Below are 18,466 nucleotides of genomic sequence, written 5' to 3'. Positions count from 1 at the left end.
GGATTCGACCGGGATCGGCACCGAGTTGTCACCTGCGCGTCGGCCAGATTTCGGATCGGCGCGGTAGGCAGTCCCAGTGAAAGCTCTCTCTCGTCCTCGCGTCACCGCCGTCGCCGTCCTCTGTGTCGGCGTACTGGCCGCAGGCTGCTCATCGTCGGACTCGGCCGCGGACTTCACCGCGACCATGGACCAGCCGCTGGTGATCTCCCTGGATGACCTGCTCGCCAAGACGGGCGGCAGCGCTGCCGTCCGCATCGCCGATCCGGAACACGGCAAGCTGAGCCGTCGCACCGACGGCGCGATCGTCTACACCCCCAACGCCGGCTACATGGGATCCGACAGCTTCAAGGTGACCACCACCGACGCGGTGCGCCTCTACACCACCGACATCCCGCCGCTGGGTGAGTTCGGCGGAACAACGGTGCAGGGCAGCGGTTTCGGCTCGGCCTGGACCCCGGTGCCCGGCAGCAAGGACGAGTTCTACGGACTGACCGACCGCGGCCCGAACGTGGACGGCCCCGGCAAGAACGAGAAGCTCTCCCCGACACCGAGTTTCGTGCCGAAGATCGGCCGATTCAAGCTGGTGGGCACCCGCGCGGTGCTGCAGTCCAGCCTCGACCTGCACACCGCGGCGGGCGTCCCGTTCAACGGTCAGGTCGACGTCTCCGCGAGTACCGGCGAAACCATCAAGGACCTCGCCGGAAATGTCTTGCCGCCCACCGATCACGGCCTCGATCCGGAAGGCCTGGTCGCACTGCCGGACGGCACCTTCTGGGTGTCCGACGAATACGGCCCGTTCCTGGTGCATTTCGACGCCAAGGGCGGTGAGCTCGAGCGCCTGGCCCCGGGATCGGGCCTGCCCAAGGAACTTTCGCTGCGCACGCCGAACCAGGGCATGGAGGGCCTGACCATCACGCCGGACGGCAGCACCCTCGTCGGCCTGGTGCAGAGCGCGTTGAACACACCGGGCCTCAACGGATCCGCCAAGGAGGTGCCGCTGACCCGCATCGTCACCGTCGATCTGAAGACGAAGGCGCAGAAGGAATTCGTGGTCCCGCTGGAGAACCCGAAGAGCAGCAAGGTCGCCGACTCGGAGATCACCGCGCTGAGCGCGACCACCTTCCTCGTCGACGAACGCGACGGCAACCTGGCGCCCAAGGCGGACAAGAAGCTGTGGACCGTCGACATCGCCAACGCCACCGACGTCGGTCCCGACTCGAAGGTGCCTGGCGCGCACTACGATCCGGAACACGGCGGCCTCCAGATCGACGGCAAGGCGCTCGAGACCTTGGTCGGCACGGTCTCGACCACCGACGGCGTCGCCGCGCTGACCAAGGCGGGCATCACCCCGGCCGCCAAGCCCAAGAACCTCGATCTGAACGGTCTGGTCAAGGAGCTCGACGCCGACGGAAAGTTCTTCGGCCACGACAAGATCGAGGGCGTCGCCACCCTGGACGGCGGCAAGACGCTCTACATCTCCAACGACAGTGACTTCGGCTTGCTCGGTAGCAAAGGCGACCAGCCGCCGTTCGGGCTCAAGCCGAAGACGCTGCCCAACGGCGTGCAGGACAGCGGCGAGATCCTCTTCGTCGACACCACCAAGCTGCCCGCGAAGACCGACAACCACACCGTCAAACTGAATGTGAAGTAGCTAGTCGCCCGGGTCGATCCACTCCCGGCCTTCCAGGATCACCGCCGCGGCCAACGTGATCAGCCACAGCGACATCGAACCGACCTGGATCCGCTGAGCGATCCCGAGCGCGTAGTTGCCGGGCAGGTTGTCGGCGACCAGCATCCACACGGTCGCCGCCGACCCGACCACCAGCACGACCAGCCCGGCCTCGCGCAGGATCCGCCAGCGGTGATAGCGGAACGCGGCCAGGCTGAACGCGAAGGTGGCGACGGCGATCGAGGTGACCGCGATGGTGCTCGACAGTGCGTGCGGCTGGTGCAGTTGCGGGAAAAGCTCGCTGCCGCCGCCGCACGCATTGTCGCTCGCGGTGCAGTCCTTCAGGGGCAGCAACACATCGGCGATCGTCGCGGCGCCGAAGCAGAACAGCGCGACCCAGCCGATCGTGGTGAACCGGCGGCGCGGGAAGAGCAGCAGTCCGCCGATCGCGGCGGGGATCAGCATCACCCCGACGATCTTGTCGGCGGTCGCGAACACCGCACGATACGGCTTGCCCTCGGCATCCAGCTCGCTGAGGAACGAGTTGACCGGGTCGACGTCGATCTTCAGCACGAACTCGAGCACCCAGGACGAGTAGCAGACTCCCGCGATCAGGATTGCCGCCGCGATCACCAAGGACGCCACCCGCACGCGCCGTTCGGCGATCTTTTGGCTATCTGTCACGGATCCATTCTCCTACCTCCCACTGGACCGATGATCAACCGTAGGTCAGCGGGCGCGTGGAGTCATGGGATCACCGACCGGATGGGATCAAACACACGTCATTGCCAACCGGCGCACAGGCTCCTGTCAGGTTCGACGGACAGGCTGTCAGGGAAGCGTTCCCAAGGAGGTCCCCATGATCGGCTATGCCACAGCCGCCGCCGGAGTAGCCGTGATGACGGTGATGGTGGTGTCGAGCTATCTCGCCGCCCACGCACCGCGCACGTTGGTCCGGGTCAAGTCGAAGTCCCGCTAGCTCGAAATACTTAGCGCGACCTGCACCCGATCGGCCGCGGCCACGGCGTCTTCGTGCTCCCACACGCGAATCACCCGCCAGCCCGCGTCGATCAGCGCCGCATCGGTCGCGCGGTCGCGCGCCACGTTTCCGGCGAGCTTGGCGGCCCACCATTCCGCGTTGTTGCGCGGGTCGGTCGCGTGCTGCGGGCAGCGATGCCAGAAGCAGCCGTCGACGTAGACCGCGACGCGTAGCCGTGGAAACACCAGATCGGCGCGTCGCCGCTGCCCGCGGATCGGCGCGCGATCGACGAAATACCGCAGCCCGCGTCGATGCAGTTCCTTGCGCAGCGCCAATTCCGGCTTGGTCCCAGTCCGCCGCTGTCGCGACATGCGTGCGCTCGTCGCCGCATCGGTGGGGGGCCGTCGAACATCGCGCGAAAATTGTTGCGCGTCGTCGGGCGCGTCGCCGGATGTTCCCGGCTCCGCACCCGTCTCCGGGGTCATGCCGCCCAGCCACCCATCCGATGGAGATGACTCTCCACATCGTCGAGAAATCCCGGTGGAAACCGCAGGCTCCCCATGCCGGTCCGTCGCAAGAATCCCGCGGTGGCCCGCGCCGACAGCAGCCGCGAATCGGTCAGGAAATTCTGTAGATCCTCGTACGGCTCGTGCACCGGCCAGGTCGACACCGGAACCCGAAAGGCCTCCCCCTTGTGCCCCCAAGCCGCCACCGGCCATGGCGTTCCCGGTGGTAGCGGCAGGTCGCCGGGGACCAGGCCCCGCGGCGCGGACAGTCGGGACCCGACCCAATCGGCCATCCGCACACTCACCGCATTGCCGACCAGCTTCCAGCGATGCCCCTGCCGGATGCCGGGCACCTCACCGGCGGGCGCGGTCCAATCCGCATCGAAGCCCTGCAGCCGTTCCACGTCGACGAGCCCCGGCGTGACGATCTCCCCGGATGGCAGCCGCACCGCGGGCGGACTGGCGATACCCAGCGCGGATCCGCCCTTCACCGTCGGCACCGCGTTCACCGCCCAGCCGAGCCCGCGCACGCCCTCGGTCCAGTAGAACCCGCACGGATCGCGCTCGGCATCGCCGACGATCCGCGGGCCCGCGTCGTCACCGAACAGCACTCCGCGTGGGTCCTCGGTCCTGGAGGCCAGCATCAGCACCCGCTGACGGCGCTGTGGCAGCCCGAACGCGCGCGCGTCCACCACCCGATAGGCCCAGGTGTAGCCGAGCTCCTCCAGGGCCGTGGTGATGTGCCGCATCGCGGCGCCGCGGCCGAGCTGCAGCATGAACGGCACGTTCTCGATCAGCAGCCAGCGCGGCCCGCGCTGGCGTCGCACCAGCCGGAACACCTCGTCGACCAGGCCGGACCGTTTTCCGGTGATGCCCGCGGTGCGGCCGGCCTGGGACAGGTCCTGGCAGGGAAATCCGGCCGCGACCAATTCGGTGCCCGCCGGTAGCGCGCGCAGGCTGGTGATGTCGGAATGCAGTGGTACATCGGGAAAACGGGCGCCGAGCACCCCCTGTGCGCCCGCATCGATTTCGCACAGCAACTCGGTCTGCCAGCCGTTGCGGCCGAGACCGAGTTCGAGCCCGCCGATCCCGGCGAACAGCCCGACCATCCGCGCGCCCGTCACCGACTGTCCCTTCCTCGCGTCCTCGGTCGAGACGCCGCCGACGTCGCCCCGTGCCCGGGGAGAGGTTACTCGAGTTGCCGGGCGTCGTCCGCGAACAACGCCATGACGGCGCGACGCAGCGATCGCAACAGTGGCCTGGTACCGTCCGCGTGTCAGCAACATGATCGGTCTGCTGCTGCTCGATAATGCTCATCGGCCGATCAATTTCGCGGCCCTGATGACAGGCTCGGCAGGCTGATCTGCCTGCGCTCCAGCGCTATACGCGCGGATGCCGCCCCACGTGTCAGTCGGCGCGTCCGCATGCGAAATGCAAATGCTCCACAAAGGTTTTGAGCTCGACAAATTTCTTAGTCGTCACGCTAGGGAAAGTGAGCGAACATGCAGATACCTTCGAAAAACAGGAGCTTTCCCAACGTTGTCGTGACCAGCCTGGCGGCGACGACCTCGATCGCGGGCGACATCGACTCGACCTGGAAGGGCCTGCTCAACGGCGAGAGCGGCATCGACGTCCTGGAGGACAGCTTCATCGAGCAGTTCGAGCTGCCGGTCCGCATCGGCGGGCACCTGAAGGTCTCGCCCGCCGAGAGCCTGACCCGGGTCGAGGCGCGCACCCTGTCCTACGTGGAGCAGATGGCCACCGTGCTGTGCCGTGAGGTGTGGCGCAACGCGGGCAGCCCCGAGGTCGACAAGACCCGGCTCGGCGTCGCCATCGGCACCGGTCTAGGCGGCGGCGAGTACATCATCGACGCGCGGGACCGCATCAAAAACGGTGGCTACCGCAAGATTTCGCCGCTTACCGTGCAGCGGATCATGCCGAACGGCTCGGCCGCCTGCGTCGGCATCGAGCTCGGCGCGGGAGCGGGCGTGGTCACGCCGGTGTCGGCCTGTTCCTCGGGCTCGGAGGCGATCGCGAACGCCTGGCAGATGATCGTGATGGGTGACGCCGACATGGTCGTCACCGGCGGCGTCGAGGGCTCCATCCAGGCGGTGCCGATCGCGGCGTTCACCATGATGCGCGCGATGAGCACCCGCAATCACGATCCGAAGAGCGCGTCGCGCCCGTTCGACAAGGACCGGGACGGCTTCGTGTTCGGCGAGGCGGGCGCGATGATGATCATCGAGACCGAGGAGCACGCCAAGGCGCGCGGCGCGACGATCCACGCGCGAATCATGGGGGCAGGCATCACTTCCGACGCCTTCCACCTGGTCGCGCCCGACCTGGATGGCAAGGGGGCGGCGCGCGCGATGACCAGGGCGATCGAGAAGGCCGGGTTGACGAAGAAGGATGTCACCCACGTGAACGCGCATGCCACCGCCACGCCGATCGGGGATACCGCTGAGGCGCAGGCTATTTCGTCGGCGATCGGCAGCCACACCTCGGTCTACGCGCCGAAGTCGGCACTCGGTCATTCGATCGGCGCGGTCGGCGCGCTGGAGTCGGTGATCACCGTGCTCTCCATTCGCGACGGCATCGTGCCGCCGACCCTGAATTTGGACAATCAGGACCCGCAAATCGACCTCGACGTCGTCAAGGGCCAGAGCAGGCCGGGTCGGATCGATTACGCCGTGAACAACTCGTTCGGTTTCGGCGGGCACAACGTAGCGATCGCCTTCGGGCGGTACTGAGCGTCGGAAGGCTGCGCACCTGCTAGCCTTCCCGACGCTTCGTTATCGACCTGTGTTCGGTGTAACTGCACGGCCTGTGTGCGTGCTTTGGCAAAAGGATAAGGCGATGATCGACGAGACCTTCGACGACTATTTGGACGACCAGGGCAATATCAAAATCCGCGGTGACAAGACCCTGATCGACTTCGTCGACAAGCACAGCGCGGAGAACGGCGACGACCTCGCCTACCGCTATATCGACTATTCGCGGGAACGCGACGGCGAGTACCACGAGCTGACCTGGCGGCAGTTCGGCGTCCGGCTACGGGCCGTTGCGGCACGGCTGCAGCAGGTGACCAAGCCCGGTGACCGGGTCGCGATTCTGGCACCGCAGGGGCTCGACTATGTCGTCTCCATTTTCGCGGCCGTCTACGCGGGCAATATCGCGGTCCCGCTGTTCGACCCGGAGGAGCAGGGGCACACCGACCGGCTCACCGCGGTGCTCAGCGACTGCACGCCCGCGGCGATCCTCACGGTCGGCTCCGCGGCGGGCGGTGTGCGGAACTTTTTCCGGCATCTGCCTGCGGCGCAACGGCCGCGGATTATTGCGGTGGAAGCGATTCCGGACAGCGTCGGCGCGATGTGGGTGCGGCCCGATATCAATATCGACAGCGTCGCCTACCTGCAATACACCTCCGGCTCCACCAGAACGCCTGCGGGCGTGGAGATCACGCACCGGGCCGTCGGCACGAATCTGCTGCAGATGATCGATGCCATTGGTGTCAAGGAGAATTCGCGCGGCGTCACCTGGCTGCCGCTGTTCCACGACATGGGCCTGCTCTGCGTGATTCTGCCGACCGTCGGCGGCGGATTCATCACCATTATGTCGCCGAGCGCGTTCGTTCGCCGCCCATATCGCTGGATCAAAGAACTGGCCGCCGCCTCCGACGGTGCCGGAACTTATGCCGCGGCACCGAATTTCGCCTTCGAGCACGCGGCGGCACGCGGCAAGCCGAAGCCGGGCGAGGAACTCGACCTGTCGAATGTGATCGGCCTGATCAATGGCAGCGAGCCGGTGTCGGTGTCGTCGATGAAGAAGTTCAACGACGCGTTCGCGCCGTACGGGCTGCCGAAGACGACGATCAAGCCCTGCTACGGCATGGCGGAGGCGACGCTGTTCGTTTCGGCGACCAAGGCCGAGGACGAGGCCAGGGTCGTGTATGTCGATCGCGCCCAACTGAATTCGGGCCGGATGATCGAGGTCGAGCAGGGTGCCGACAATTCGATCGCGCAGGTGTCCTGTGGGTATGTGGCGTTGTCGCAGTGGGCGACCATCGTCGATCCAGACACCGGTGTCGAGCGCGCGGACGGCGAGGTGGGCGAGATCTGGTTGCACGGCGAGAATATGGGCATCGGTTACTGGGGCAAGCCCGACGAGACCGTGGCCACGTTCCGGGCCAAATTGGCCGCCCGTCAGCCGGAGGGCAGTCACGCGCAGGGCACGTCCGAGGACGCCAACTGGATGCGTACCGGTGATTACGGCGCCTACCTCGACGGCGAGCTCTACATCACCGGCCGGGTGAAGGACCTGGTGATCGTCGACGGGCGCAATCACTACCCGCAGGACCTGGAGTTCTCGGCGCAGGAATCGAGCACGGCGCTGCGCCCCGGCTTCGTCGCGGCATTCTCGGTGCCCGCCAACGAACTTCCGGCGCTGGTGTTCGCGAAGGACAGTCACTCCGGACTGCGGTTCGACGCCGACGACAGTTCCGAGCAGCTGGTGATCGTCGCCGAGCGCAACACCGGTGCGGGCAAGCTGGAAACCGAGCCGATCGCGGACACGGTGCGGGCGGCGGTTTCGCAGCGGCACGGTGTCACCGTGCGCGATGTGCTGCTCGTGCCCGCGGGTTCGATTCCGCGGACCTCCAGCGGCAAGATCGCCCGCCGGGCCTGCCGCACCGCGTATCTCGACGGCACGCTGCGCGGCGGATACCAGCAGCAGGCCTTCCCGGACGCACCCGTCGAGCGGGAGTCCGAGAGCGCGGGGATCCGTTAGCGGCGAACCTCGTTCGAATACTCGAATTCACTGACCTCGGCGCCCAGGATCTGGGCGCCGAGGTCGTTTGCTGTCCCGGCACCCTTGACCTCGAGGTTACTTCAGGTTGTCTGCTTGGTGGATGAAGGTTGGTGCTACCTGCGCGGACGCCGTGATTTCCAGCACGAACACGGGTCACGGGGAATCGTCAAGCCCGGAAAACCGGTTGGCTGATTCGGGTAATACTGCCACCCTGAAGTGTCGGACCTCGATGCGAACATCATCGAGTGTCCCGGTTCTCGACACCGCCAACCACACACCTGTAGGGGGAGCTATGTCAGTTGCACTGGACATCGCAACGGCCGATCCGGAGGCCGACAGACCGGAGCGGCCCGCCGTGTCCGCGCCGGGCCGCCTGCACTCGCTACGCCGTTTCTGGCCGTACGTGCGCCCGCACCGGCGCGCGCTGCTCGCCGCGACCACGCTCGCGGTCCTCTCGTCGCTGACCGCGATCGTCATACCGCTGATCATCGCCAAGATCATCGACGGGCCGATCGCGCGCCGCGATTTCGCGGGAGTGTTCGCGCCGGTCGCGCTGGTGCTCGTGCTCGGCCTGCTGGAAGCCGCCGGCGTGTGGGGACGCCGCTGGCTGGTGTCCAAGCCCGCGACGCTGGTCGAGATCACCATGCGCGCCAAGATCTTCCGCAAGTTGCAGTCGCTGGCGATCGGGCGGCACGACTCCTGGGAGTCGGGTCAGCTGCTGTCCCGCGCGGTCGACGACATGGCCACCCTGCGCCGCTTCGTCGCGTTCGCCGGGCCGTTCCTGATCATCCACCTCGTGCTGATCCCGGTCGGCCTGCTGGTGCTGCTCGCCTTGAACTGGCAGATCGGGCTGATCTTCGTGATCATCGCGATTCCGTTGACCTACATCTGCATTCGGTTCGAGCGCGCGTACTCGCTCGCCTCGCGCCGGTCCCAGGACCAGTCCGGCGACCTGGCCACCACCGCCGAGGAGTCGGCGCAGGGCGTGCGCGTGCTGAAGGCATTCGGCCGCGGGGTGTTCTTCGGCGGCCGGTTCCTCGCGCAGTCGCGCGAACTGCAGAAGACCGAACTGCTGAAGGTGCGCCTGGACGCGCGGCTGTGGTCGGCCATGACCGGCATGCCGCAGCTGGCCATCGCGTTCGCGCTCGGTTACGGCGGCTACGCCGTGGCGCAGGGCTCGATGACGCTCGGCACCCTGGTCGCGGCGATCACCCTCGCCAACTTCCTGCAGTGGCCGATCATCTGGACCGGCTTCCTGCTCGCCGAGCTGAACGACGCGCGCACGGCGGGCGATCGGTACTGGGAGATCATCGATACCCCGGTCGACATCGCCGATCCGGCCGATCCGGTAGAGCTCCCGGAGACGGTGGTCGGCGAATTGCGTTTGGAAGGCGTGAAGTTCGCCTTCCCCGACGCGAAAGGGGAGGTGCTGCACGATGTTTCGCTCAAGATTCGACCCGGCGAGACGGTGGCCCTGGTCGGCGCGACCGGTAGCGGAAAGACCGCGCTGCTCAACCTGATTCCGCGGCTCTACGACCTGTCCGGCGGCGTGATCACCATCGACAGTATCGACATCGCGACCATGCGGCTGGCCGATCTGCGCTCGCTGGTGTCGGTCGCGTTCGAGGAGCCGGTGCTGTTCTCGGCGAGCGTGCGGGAGAACGTCGCGCTCGGCGACCCGTCCGCCACCGACGCCGATGTGCGGCGCGCGCTGGACGTCGCGCAGGCCACCGAGTTCGTGGACAACCTGCCGTGGGGCCTGGACACCAGGATCGGCGAGCAGGGCCTGAGCCTGTCCGGCGGCCAGCGCCAGCGACTCGCGCTGGCCCGTGCCGTGTTGAGTGGCGCGGGCGAGGGGACCCGCAGCCGGATCATGGTGCTCGACGACCCGTTGTCCGCGCTCGACGTGGAAACCGAAGAGCGAGTGCAGGAACGGCTGCGCACCGTGCTGGCCAGCGCGACAACGCTGCTGGTCGCGCACCGACCCTCGACGGCGGCGCTGGCCGACCGGGTTGCGGTGCTGGCCGATGGCCGCATCGTCGCCGAGGGCACGCACGATCAACTGCTGCGCAGCAGCAGCCGATATCGCGAACTGATGGGAGGTGAACAGCAGTGAGTACGGAGACGGTCGCGTCGAAAGACGTTGTGATCAAAAAGGATTCGTCCGAAACTCGCGACGAGGCCGCCGACTGGCGTGGCATCGCCAGCGAGGACAAGGAGGTCACCCAGGCCGGAAACCTGGTGCTGGCCGGGCGATCCCGGCGACTGCTGCTCGACCTGGTCCGCCCGTACCGCAAGCTAGCCGCGCTCGCGCTGGTGCTCATCGTGGTGGACAACGCCGCGATGGTGTCCGCGCCGCTGTTCATCGCGCACGGGCTCGACAACGGCATCGGCGAAGGGCGCAAAGGGAATTGGACGCCGCTCACCTGGGCCGTCGGCGGGTACTTCACCGCGGTGCTGCTCGGCGGGCTGACCACGTTCCTGTTCCTGCGGGTTTCCGGCAAGCTCAGCCAGAGCGTGCTGTTCGACCTGCGGGTGCGCTCATTCACGCACATGCAGCGGCTCAGCGTCGCCTTCCACGAGAAGTACACCTCGGGCAAGGTCGTCGCGCGCCTCACCGGCGACATCGAGACGCTGCAGGAACTGCTGGAGGGCGCGCTGAATCAGGCGCTCAGCGCGATCCTCTCGGTGTTGACCATCGCGGTGCTGCTGATCTACCTGGATCTGACGCTGGCCGCGATCGTGCTGATCGGCTTCGTGCCGCTGGTGTTCGTCACCCGCTGGGCGCAGCGCAGGCAGCGCGCGAGTTACCGGCACACCCGCGGCGCGATCGCGAAGGTGGTCGTGCAGTTCGTCGAATCGATGGGCGGCATGCGCGCGGTGCAGACCTTCCGCCGCGAGCAGCGCAACGAGTCGGTGCTCGCGCACGAGGACAGCGACTACCAGCAGGCGACCACCAAGGCCATGCGCGGCATGGGCGACTACGCGGGACTGAGCAGGCTGCTCGGCAACCTGACCACGGTGGTCATCATCGTGGTCGGCGCGTGGCAGGTGATCGAGGGGCACATCGCGGTCGGTGTGCTCGCGGCATACCTGTTGTACCTCAACGAGTTCTACGGTCCGCTCGACGAACTCGCGCAGGTGTTCAACTCGTATCAGTCCGCGGCCGCGGCGCTGGAGAAGATCTCCGGCGTGCTCGAGGAAGAGCCCTCGGTGGCCGAGCCGGCCGACCCGACGCCAGTGGCGAAGGCGAGCGGCGCGGTGCTGATGGATCGGGTGTCGTTCGGGTACGGCGCCGAGCGTCAGGTGCTGCCGGAGTTCACGCTGGACATCCCGGCGGGACAGGTCGTCGCGCTGGTGGGTGCCACCGGTGCGGGCAAGTCGACGCTGGCCAAGCTGCTGACCCGGTTCTACGACCCGTCCGAGGGCGCGGTCTCGCTGGACGGTGTCGATCTGCGCCGGATCTCCGACGCCGACCTGCGCCGCAATGTCGTGATGGTCACCCAGGAGTCCTACCTGTTCTCCGGTTCGGTGGCCGACAACATCCGGCTCGGCAGGCCGGACGCGAGCGACGAGGAGGTGTTCGCGGCGGCCCGCGCGGTCGGACTGTACGACTTCGTGCAGGCGCTGCCCGAGGGCTTCGGCACCGACGTGCGCAAGCGCGGCGGCCGGTTGTCCGCCGGTCAGCGGCAGCTGGTCGCGTTCGCCCGGGTGTTCCTGGCCGATCCGGCGGTGATCGTGCTGGACGAGGCCACGTCCAGCCTGGACATCCCGGGTGAGCGGCTGGTGCAGCAGGCACTAGAGACGGTGCTGCGCGATCGGACCGCGGTGATCATCGCCCATCGGCTGTCCACCGTGGCCATCGCCGACCGGGTGCTCGTCCTGGAATCCGGCCGCATTGTCGAGGACGGCAGCCCGGCCGAGCTCATCGGGGGAACTGGCCGGTTCGCCAGCCTGCACGCGGCCTGGCGGGAATCCCTGGTGTGATGCGGGCTGGTGTGGTGCGGGGTACGGCTCGGTGTCGCTTACGGTAGATACGTGACGACTCCAGCCCCCGAGAGCCAAGCCTCTGGCCCCGAGACGCCGCCGGCCTCCCGGTGGCCGGCGATTCTCACCTGGCGCGCGCACAACGCGTCCCGGATGGAGTCGGTCCGCGTGACGCTGAACGGCAATCGCATCCGCGCCGCCGGTCGCATGATCGGCGGCGCGTGCGACGACCACCCGGCGTTCAGCGCGTCCTATGACCTGGTCACCGACGAGAGCGGCGCGACGAAGCGGCTCTCGCTGCGCACCACCACGGCGGCGGGCGAACGGCACGCGTCCATCGCCAGGGACGAGGAGAACTACTGGCTGGTCGACGCGGGCGGCAGCCACGTGCGCTCCACCTTCGCCGGCGCGCTCGATGTCGACGTGGTGCTCAGCCCGTTCTTCAACACGCTGCCGATCCGCCGCTTCGACCTGCAGCACGCGGTGCACGACGTCCAGGTCCCGGTCGTCTACGTGCGCCTGCCCGACCTGTTGGTCCAGGAAGCCAGCCTCACCTACAGCGCGGCCGCCGACGGCATCAGCGTGCTGTCCCCGGTCTCCAGCGCGACCGTCACCGTCGATGCCGACGGCTTCCTGCTCGACTACCCGGGTCTGGCCGAACGCATCTGACAATTCGGTTTACCGCGTTCAGTTCAACCGGGTGATAACCCCGCCGCGCTGTCCGGCCTCGCGCAGGTTCGCCAGCCAATTGTGATCACCGGGGTGGATATCCGTGATTTCCCATCGTTGTGCCGTTTCGTAGCGTTCGCGGGCATCGTGTCCGGCCTCGATGAGGTCGGCCAGGGAATTGTCCGCGCGCAGGCTGTCGCGGGCGGCGCCGAGCACCGTGAGCGTTTCCTCCAGCACCGCCAACAGTGCCGCGGAATTGGGTTCACAAATGGCGCGCACGAGATCGGGGGCGGTCGCCGCGACGCGGGTGCCGTCGCGGAAGGAACCCGCCGCCAACCCGAGCGCGAGCTCGCCCCCCGCCGCCCCGGCCGACGCCAGCGCCTCGGCCAGCACGTGCGGCAGATGCGAGATCCGGGCCACCGCGCGGTCGTGCTCGTCCGCGACCACCGGCACGACCACCGAGCCGCAATCCAGGGCCAGTCGCACCACCCTGGTCCACGCCTGGACATGGGTGCCCTCGTCCACGCCGACCGCCCACACGGCATCGCGGAACAGCTCGGAATCAGTGGCAGCCCACCCGGATTCGGCGGTACCGGCCATCGGATGCCCGCCGACATAGCGGGCCGACAGACCTTCCTTGCGTACCGCCTCGGCGACCGGCGCCTTCACGCTGACCACATCGGTCAGCACGCAGCGCGGCGCGAACGTGGCGATCGCGGAGACCATGTGCGCGACCGCGGGCATCGGCACCGCGATGACGATCAGCGCGTCCGCCTCGGCGGCCCGGGTCAGCGCGGCGGACAGCTCTTCGGTGACGTCGAAGCCGTCGGCCCGGGCGGCCTGCGCACCCGCCGCGGAACGGTTGAATCCCCAGGCGTCATAGCCCGCGCCGACGGCGGCTCGCAGCAGGGAACCGCCGATCAAGCCGGTTCCGAGGACACAGACGGATGCTTTCCCAGCAGAAGTCACCTGAACAGATTGGCATACGACTTCAACATTTCGGCTCGGGCAGACTACCGTTGCGGCCATGGCAGCACAGCGCTCGGGCACGAATAGGGCGGCGTCGGATGATTACGACGACGTAGAAGGGTTCGCAGTGGCGGTTGTCCGCGAAGAAGGCAAATGGCGGTGCAGCCCGCTGAGCCAGGAAGCCCTTACGGATTTGTCCGCGGCGGAAAACGAACTGAAGGCGTTGCGCAGCTCGGGTGCCGTGTTCGGCCTGCTCGACATCGACGACGAGTTCTTCATCGTGGTCCGGCCCGCGCCCAGCGGCACCCGGATGCTGGTCTCGGACGCGACCGCCGCCATTGATTACGACATCGCCGCGGACGTACTCGACGCCCTGAACGTGGAAATCCCGGACATCGACCCCGACGAGCTCGACGACATCGAGCCGTGGGAAGAGGGCGACCTCGGTGTCCTCGCCGATCTCGGTCTGCCCGAGCCGGTGCTCAGCGTCATCCTCGCCGACACCGACCTCTACCCCGACGAGCAACTCGGCATGATCGCCCAACGCCTCGGCTTCGCCGACGAACTATCGGCGGTCCTGGACAAGCTCCCTCGCTGACGTGCCCCTCCCTTCGGACACCGACATGGTGCGCGCCGCGATCGCCGCGGCCGCCGAAGCGGACCCCCGCGACGTTCCCGTCGGTGCCGTCGTATTCGACGCCACCGGAAGGGAACTCGCGCGCGCGGCAAACGCCCGCGAAGCCCTCGGCGACCCCACCGCACACGCCGAAGTCCTGGCTCTGCGTCGCGCCGCCGAGGTACACGGCGACGGCTGGCGCCTAGAAGGCGCCACCCTCGCCGTCACCCTGGAACCCTGCACCATGTGCGCAGGCGCCCTGGTCCTAGCCCGCGTCTCCCGCCTGGTCTTCGGCGCCTGGGAACCCAAAACCGGCGCCGTAGGCTCCCTCTGGGACGTAGTCCGCGACCGCCGCCTAAACCACCGCCCCCAAGTCCGCGGCGGCATCCTAGAACCCGACTGCGCCACCCTCCTCGACACCTTCTTCCGCACCCACCGCGACCCCACTTAACGCACGATCCACCCTCCTGACGCAAGCTGCAGCAAGCGTCAAGTGCACCTTCCGTACGTCAAGTCACCCCCCTCCCCGCCCTACCCAGCCGATTTAACGATCAGCCCCCACTCCGGTATGGTTGTCGGCGGTGGCGTGTCCGAGCGGCCTAAGGAGCACGCCTCGAAAGCGTGTGAGGGGTAACCCCCCTCCGAGGGTTCAAATCCCTCCGCCACCGCCAAAGCCCCTCACCTGCTCACCCAGGTGAGGGGCTTTTTCTTGCTCAGGCGACGGTCTGCTCCGGTCAGATTTCCTTTGCCGGGTCCTCGAACAACAGAGTCGGCTCAGTGAGGATGTCCCGCCCTGTTTCGCTCTTGTAGACCTCGTCCACGCTGCCGAACCTGGCTTCGGTGTAGTCCAGATCCAAGCGTGCGGCTGCGAGACGCACGGCAGACTCGCTGGGACCCTCGATCTCCAAGAAGGTCGGTAGCCCGGGCCAGGTGTCCAGGTCGAACACCACGTCGCCGAATTGCCACTCCTCGCGGAAGTTCTCCTGGTATCGGACCTGGCGCAGGCCGAGTTTGACCAGGATTTCGGCCATGGCGTGCAGGTCTCCCACCGTGGTTTCGATTTCGGTGGTGCCGTCGATGGTGGTGGCGTCGGTGACCTGCTTGAGTGTCAGCGTGGAGCGTGCCCCCTCGTCACGTAGGCGGACCCATGCACCACGAGTCAGTGAATCGTTCTCGAATATCTTGCGGGTCAACAGTGTTCGCGAGAATGACTGCACCGCGCCGAGCGCCGTGAGCTTGGCGCGCAGACCTTCGACGTCTACCGCCAGAAATTTCGCCTCGTACTCATGTTTCATTGCTGCTGTATCCGCCTTCGAGTTGGTCCTTCGGGACTCGTCTTGCGATGAGCAATCCCATGCGGTGGGTGTGGTCGTCCAACTGGCCGACATGGGCACGCTCGGTGAACGTGTCGGTGCGCAACGTCAATTGCACCTCCCAATCGTTCGTGAAGTAGCGGGACAGTCGATCGGGTGCGGTGTAGTGCTCGATCGAGTGGTGACGCGGTTCGACCGGCATCATGAACTCCGCACCGAACAGTCCTCCCCGTCGAACGAGCCGCTGCATCCGGCCGACGAACTCACTCAGAGGTCTTCGGTGATTCACGCTGTAGTGCCACGAGCAGCTTGTCCAGACCGCGTCGACGGTGGTCTCCGCGGATTCGACTTCGAGGAAGTCCGCACACACGATACGAACTCGATGATGGAGATTGGCCTCTTTCAGTCGCTCCACCAAACCAGGGACGTAGGTAATGCCCGACACAGGCAGTAGGGCTTCGCCGCCGTTCAGCGCCAGCGGGTCCTTCTCGATCGCGACAATGCGGTACCCGGCTGCGGCTAGCGGTAGTACGAACTTGCCGTCGCTGGCACCGACCACAGCCACGGTCGCGCCCGGCCGGCACTCTTCGTTGAGGGTGCGCACGAACTGAGGGAAGAACGTCAACGTTCGTTCCCACAGGCTATCGGTAGGCATGGTCGACCCCAATCGCGTTCAGGTCCAGGATCGCTCTGACGACCTGTTCGGGTCGTCGCCCGCTGGTCTCGATCTGGTGGACAGGAAACTGGAGGTAGGCGTCGGCAAGGCGGTCGGCGTTCTGTTCGCCGATGGTGTCCCATCTCGTAGATGGTTTGGCGCGCGCGGCCATACGCTTCCGCCGTTCGTGTGGCTCGCACACCAACTGGTACATGACTGGCTGGGGCAGGTTGCGAGGGAGGATCACGTCGACGTCAGCTCCGTAGACCCGGTGGGTGGTCAGGCAGCGGGCGAAATAGCTTTCGACCACGACGGGGATTCCGGCGTCGAGATACCGGCGGATCTGGTCGACTGCGGTGAAGAGCGCGGATAGGAAGAGGCACATCCGGGCGTTCACGTTCTCGTACATGTCGAGTTCCCGGCGAAGTGGTTGATAGAACGCTGGAACTGTAGGTACCAGGACAGCCTCGCGAGCTTCGGCAAGCAATGGCGCGACAGTCGATTTCCCGGTGCCGGGTAAGCCCTCGATACTCTCGAAGAGGTATCTACGCATGGCTGTACACCACATCCGGGATACCCAGTTTCACTTCGTCTTTCGCCGATGGCCGGTGGACGATGCGATCTGTGTCCTTGTCGTACCAGAAGGCATGGGAATCCTTGCCTACGGCCTTGCACGACATCGTGAGAGCGCCCCGTGGGTCCGATTCGATTCGGTCGATTTCATCGCGCGGGCCTGGCGTGGCGCACGGTAAAGCGCCGTCTTCGGACAGGTCTTCATCCAAGACCACTTCCATTCGTAGCGGTGCGCTCCGCAGCTGGTCGCGCAGCACCGAGTAGTCGGCGGGATCGGTGACCAGCAGTTCAGGATGGAGCGCAGCGTTTCCGACGGGGCGCAGTTGATGCAGTTTGAGCTGCGAGACTCCTAGCGCTTGCAGCGTGTAGGCGAGGTCGACCACTTCGCTGATGTTGTGTCGGTTCACAGTCAGTGTCGCCCCCGTTCGCACGCCCAGGCCCCGCGCGAGGGCGATCGATTCGAGTGCAGCCGCGTAGCTTCCATCGCGGCGAATGGCGTCGTTGGTGTTGCCGATGCCTTCCAGCGAGATTCGAAGTAGGTCGATACACGGCGCGATTTCGCGCAGGCGTGGACCGATTCGGTAGCCGTTGGTGCATATCTCTACTACCTGACCGAGGGTGTGCTTCGCGTAGCGAACAACGGGCGCCAGATCCTTGTAGACGAAAGGCTCGCCGCCGAGCAGCGTCACTGCCTCCGTGTCGTGTTGCTGCTGCATGAGTCGCATCAGATTGCATGCCTGCTCTGCGGTGTAGGCGTCTGCGTACTTCAGCCGCTCACCGTGGAAGCAATGACCACAGGCGAAATTGCAGCGGTACAGCAGCTGGAGATACAGCATCCGAATCTTGCGAACACCGGTGACTTCTTCAATCACGTTGTCCCCCTGAGGTTTCGTGGGTGGAAAGTCATCGTGTCCGAGAACGGCAGGACCGCGTAACCGCGTATGAGGCTGGGCGATAGACGTCCTGGGACGTTTTCGGCGTCCCGCCGCGATGTCCTTGCTGATGCTCGGCTCGTCGGCTTCCATAGAGACTGTGAACGTCCGACTACAGAGCGTGCTGCTCCAGCGTGGCGTCAGGCCCGAGTCGCTGGCCGAAGCGTGCCAGGTCGACCCGAAGACTGTCGGACGATGGCTTGGCGGCAGGGTGCCACACCCGAAACATCGTCACCGCGTGGCGCATCACCTTCGTGTTGAAGAAGAGTTTCTGTGGCCGCCTGCTCCGGAGACTCCGCCGGTTCCGAAGAACCTCGAGTTGGTTGCCACCTATCCGAACCGCGCCGAGGTACCACGAGAAGTCTGGTTATCGCTGCTACGCGACGCCACCGAGCAGATAGACGTACTGGTCTTCTCCGGGACGTTCTTCGTACAGACGAACCCCCAAGTCGTGAAGATGCTTGCCGAACGGGCTATCCAGGGAGCGAAGGTCCGGCTGTGTTTCGGAAATCCCACTGGCGAAGCCGTTGCCGCTCGCGGTGTAGAGGAAGGCATCGGCGATACCTTGTCGGCGAAAGTCCGTGCGTCACTGACCTATTACCGAACATTGCTGTCCGAGGATGGGTGCGAGGTCCGCTTACACGACACGACGCTGTACAACTCTCTCTTCCGTTATGACGAAAACCTACTGGTGAACCTGAGCGGTCCCCGATGACGAGACCACCTGGGAGTAGAGCCAGGTGATTTCGTTCCGTGTTCAGTTGGTCCCGCAGGCCACCGGGTGGTGGGTGT

17 protein-coding genes and 1 tRNA gene are annotated in these 18,466 nt (G+C 66.3%); 10 read left to right on the top strand and 8 right to left on the bottom strand.

The features are described from left to right. The first annotated feature begins 76 nt into the window (after positions 1-76). Positions 77-1,651 carry an esterase-like activity of phytase family protein gene (locus ACIBK2_RS40785; RefSeq protein WP_396975730.1) on the top strand — a complete coding sequence of 525 codons (1,575 nt, stop codon included), beginning with the start codon at positions 77-79 and terminating at the stop codon, positions 1,649-1,651. On the opposite strand, the gene ACIBK2_RS40780 is transcribed toward ACIBK2_RS40785, so the two are convergent. The 3 genes from ACIBK2_RS40780 to ACIBK2_RS40770 form a co-directional block, all read right to left on the bottom strand. Further along, positions 1,652-2,353, bottom strand: a complete 702-nt coding sequence (locus tag ACIBK2_RS40780; protein ID WP_396975728.1) for a DUF998 domain-containing protein — start codon at positions 2,351-2,353, stop codon at positions 1,652-1,654. A 291-nt stretch (positions 2,354-2,644) separates the two neighbouring features. Continuing rightward, on the bottom strand, positions 2,645-3,019 hold the full coding sequence (locus ACIBK2_RS40775) for a very short patch repair endonuclease (protein WP_396975726.1): 375 nt from the start codon (positions 3,017-3,019) through the stop codon (positions 2,645-2,647). Positions 3,020-3,129: 110 nt separating this feature from the next. Then, positions 3,130-4,263 carry a DNA cytosine methyltransferase gene (locus ACIBK2_RS40770; RefSeq protein ID WP_396975984.1) on the bottom strand — a complete coding sequence of 378 codons (1,134 nt, stop codon included), beginning with the start codon at positions 4,261-4,263 and terminating at the stop codon, positions 3,130-3,132. Positions 4,264-4,656: 393 nt separating this feature from the next. On the opposite strand from ACIBK2_RS40770, the gene ACIBK2_RS40765 reads away from it, so the two are divergent. The 5 genes from ACIBK2_RS40765 to ACIBK2_RS40745 all read left to right on the top strand — a co-directional run bounded on the left by ACIBK2_RS40765 (position 4,657) and on the right by ACIBK2_RS40745 (position 12,616). Beyond that, a complete protein-coding gene (locus tag ACIBK2_RS40765) occupies positions 4,657-5,904 on the top strand; it encodes a KasA/KasB family beta-ketoacyl-ACP synthase (protein WP_396975724.1) in 1,248 nt (415 codons plus the stop codon). A 106-nt stretch (positions 5,905-6,010) separates the two neighbouring features. Continuing rightward, complete coding sequence (gene fadD32 / locus ACIBK2_RS40760; RefSeq protein WP_396975722.1) at positions 6,011-7,939, top strand: long-chain-fatty-acid--AMP ligase FadD32; 1,929 nt, start codon at positions 6,011-6,013, stop codon at positions 7,937-7,939. Positions 7,940-8,252: 313 nt separating this feature from the next. Then, positions 8,253-10,076 (top strand): ABC transporter ATP-binding protein, encoded by a 1,824-nt coding sequence (locus ACIBK2_RS40755; protein WP_396975720.1) that lies wholly within the window; start codon positions 8,253-8,255, stop codon positions 10,074-10,076. Beyond that, positions 10,073-11,947 (top strand): ABC transporter ATP-binding protein, encoded by a 1,875-nt coding sequence (locus ACIBK2_RS40750; RefSeq protein WP_396975718.1) that lies wholly within the window; start codon positions 10,073-10,075, stop codon positions 11,945-11,947. Before ACIBK2_RS40755 ends, ACIBK2_RS40750 begins: the two co-directional genes overlap by 4 nt. Positions 11,948-11,998: 51 nt before the next feature. After that, positions 11,999-12,616: a putative glycolipid-binding domain-containing protein gene (locus ACIBK2_RS40745; protein WP_357379947.1), complete on the top strand. Its 618-nt coding sequence runs from the start codon at positions 11,999-12,001 to the stop codon at positions 12,614-12,616. A gap of 18 nt (positions 12,617-12,634) precedes the next feature. Here ACIBK2_RS40745 and ACIBK2_RS40740 read toward each other — a convergent pair whose 3' ends face one another. Beyond that, on the bottom strand, positions 12,635-13,585 hold the full coding sequence (locus ACIBK2_RS40740) for a prephenate dehydrogenase (RefSeq protein ID WP_396975716.1): 951 nt from the start codon (positions 13,583-13,585) through the stop codon (positions 12,635-12,637). A 58-nt stretch (positions 13,586-13,643) separates the two neighbouring features. On the opposite strand from ACIBK2_RS40740, the gene ACIBK2_RS40735 reads away from it, so the two are divergent. The 3 genes from ACIBK2_RS40735 to ACIBK2_RS40725 all read left to right on the top strand — a co-directional run bounded on the left by ACIBK2_RS40735 (position 13,644) and on the right by ACIBK2_RS40725 (position 14,872). After that, complete coding sequence (locus ACIBK2_RS40735) at positions 13,644-14,183, top strand: tRNA adenosine deaminase-associated protein (RefSeq protein ID WP_357379945.1); 540 nt, start codon at positions 13,644-13,646, stop codon at positions 14,181-14,183. A 25-nt stretch (positions 14,184-14,208) separates the two neighbouring features. Next, positions 14,209-14,652, top strand: a complete 444-nt coding sequence (locus ACIBK2_RS40730; protein WP_396975982.1) for a nucleoside deaminase — start codon at positions 14,209-14,211, stop codon at positions 14,650-14,652. A 129-nt stretch (positions 14,653-14,781) separates the two neighbouring features. Further along, a tRNA-Ser gene (locus ACIBK2_RS40725) sits at positions 14,782-14,872 on the top strand. Between the two features lie 63 nt (positions 14,873-14,935). Here the strand turns inward: ACIBK2_RS40725 and ACIBK2_RS40720 are convergent. The 4 genes from ACIBK2_RS40720 to ACIBK2_RS40705 form a co-directional block, all read right to left on the bottom strand. Further along, entirely contained in the window at positions 14,936-15,496 is a 561-nt protein-coding gene (locus ACIBK2_RS40720; protein ID WP_396975713.1) for a class IV adenylate cyclase, read from the bottom strand. Continuing rightward, positions 15,486-16,169 (bottom strand): class I SAM-dependent methyltransferase, encoded by a 684-nt coding sequence (locus ACIBK2_RS40715; protein ID WP_396975711.1) that lies wholly within the window; start codon positions 16,167-16,169, stop codon positions 15,486-15,488. Before ACIBK2_RS40715 ends, ACIBK2_RS40720 begins: the two co-directional genes overlap by 11 nt. Further along, positions 16,156-16,578 (bottom strand): hypothetical protein, encoded by a 423-nt coding sequence (locus tag ACIBK2_RS40710; protein WP_396975709.1) that lies wholly within the window; start codon positions 16,576-16,578, stop codon positions 16,156-16,158. The genes ACIBK2_RS40715 and ACIBK2_RS40710 overlap by 14 nt, the downstream gene beginning before the upstream one ends. A gap of 136 nt (positions 16,579-16,714) precedes the next feature. Next, positions 16,715-17,614, bottom strand: a complete 900-nt coding sequence (locus tag ACIBK2_RS40705; RefSeq protein WP_396975707.1) for a radical SAM protein — start codon at positions 17,612-17,614, stop codon at positions 16,715-16,717. 118 nt (positions 17,615-17,732) lie between these two features. On the opposite strand from ACIBK2_RS40705, the gene ACIBK2_RS40700 reads away from it, so the two are divergent. Beyond that, complete coding sequence (locus ACIBK2_RS40700) at positions 17,733-18,389, top strand: XRE family transcriptional regulator (protein ID WP_396975705.1); 657 nt, start codon at positions 17,733-17,735, stop codon at positions 18,387-18,389. Positions 18,390-18,466 lie beyond the last annotated feature (77 nt).

Source organism: Nocardia sp. NPDC050175, assembly GCF_044459885.1.
Taxonomy (GTDB): domain Bacteria; phylum Actinomycetota; class Actinomycetes; order Mycobacteriales; family Mycobacteriaceae; genus Nocardia.
The sequence above is the reverse complement of the archived record's forward strand: the minus strand, read 5'-3'. Positions and strand labels throughout refer to the sequence as shown.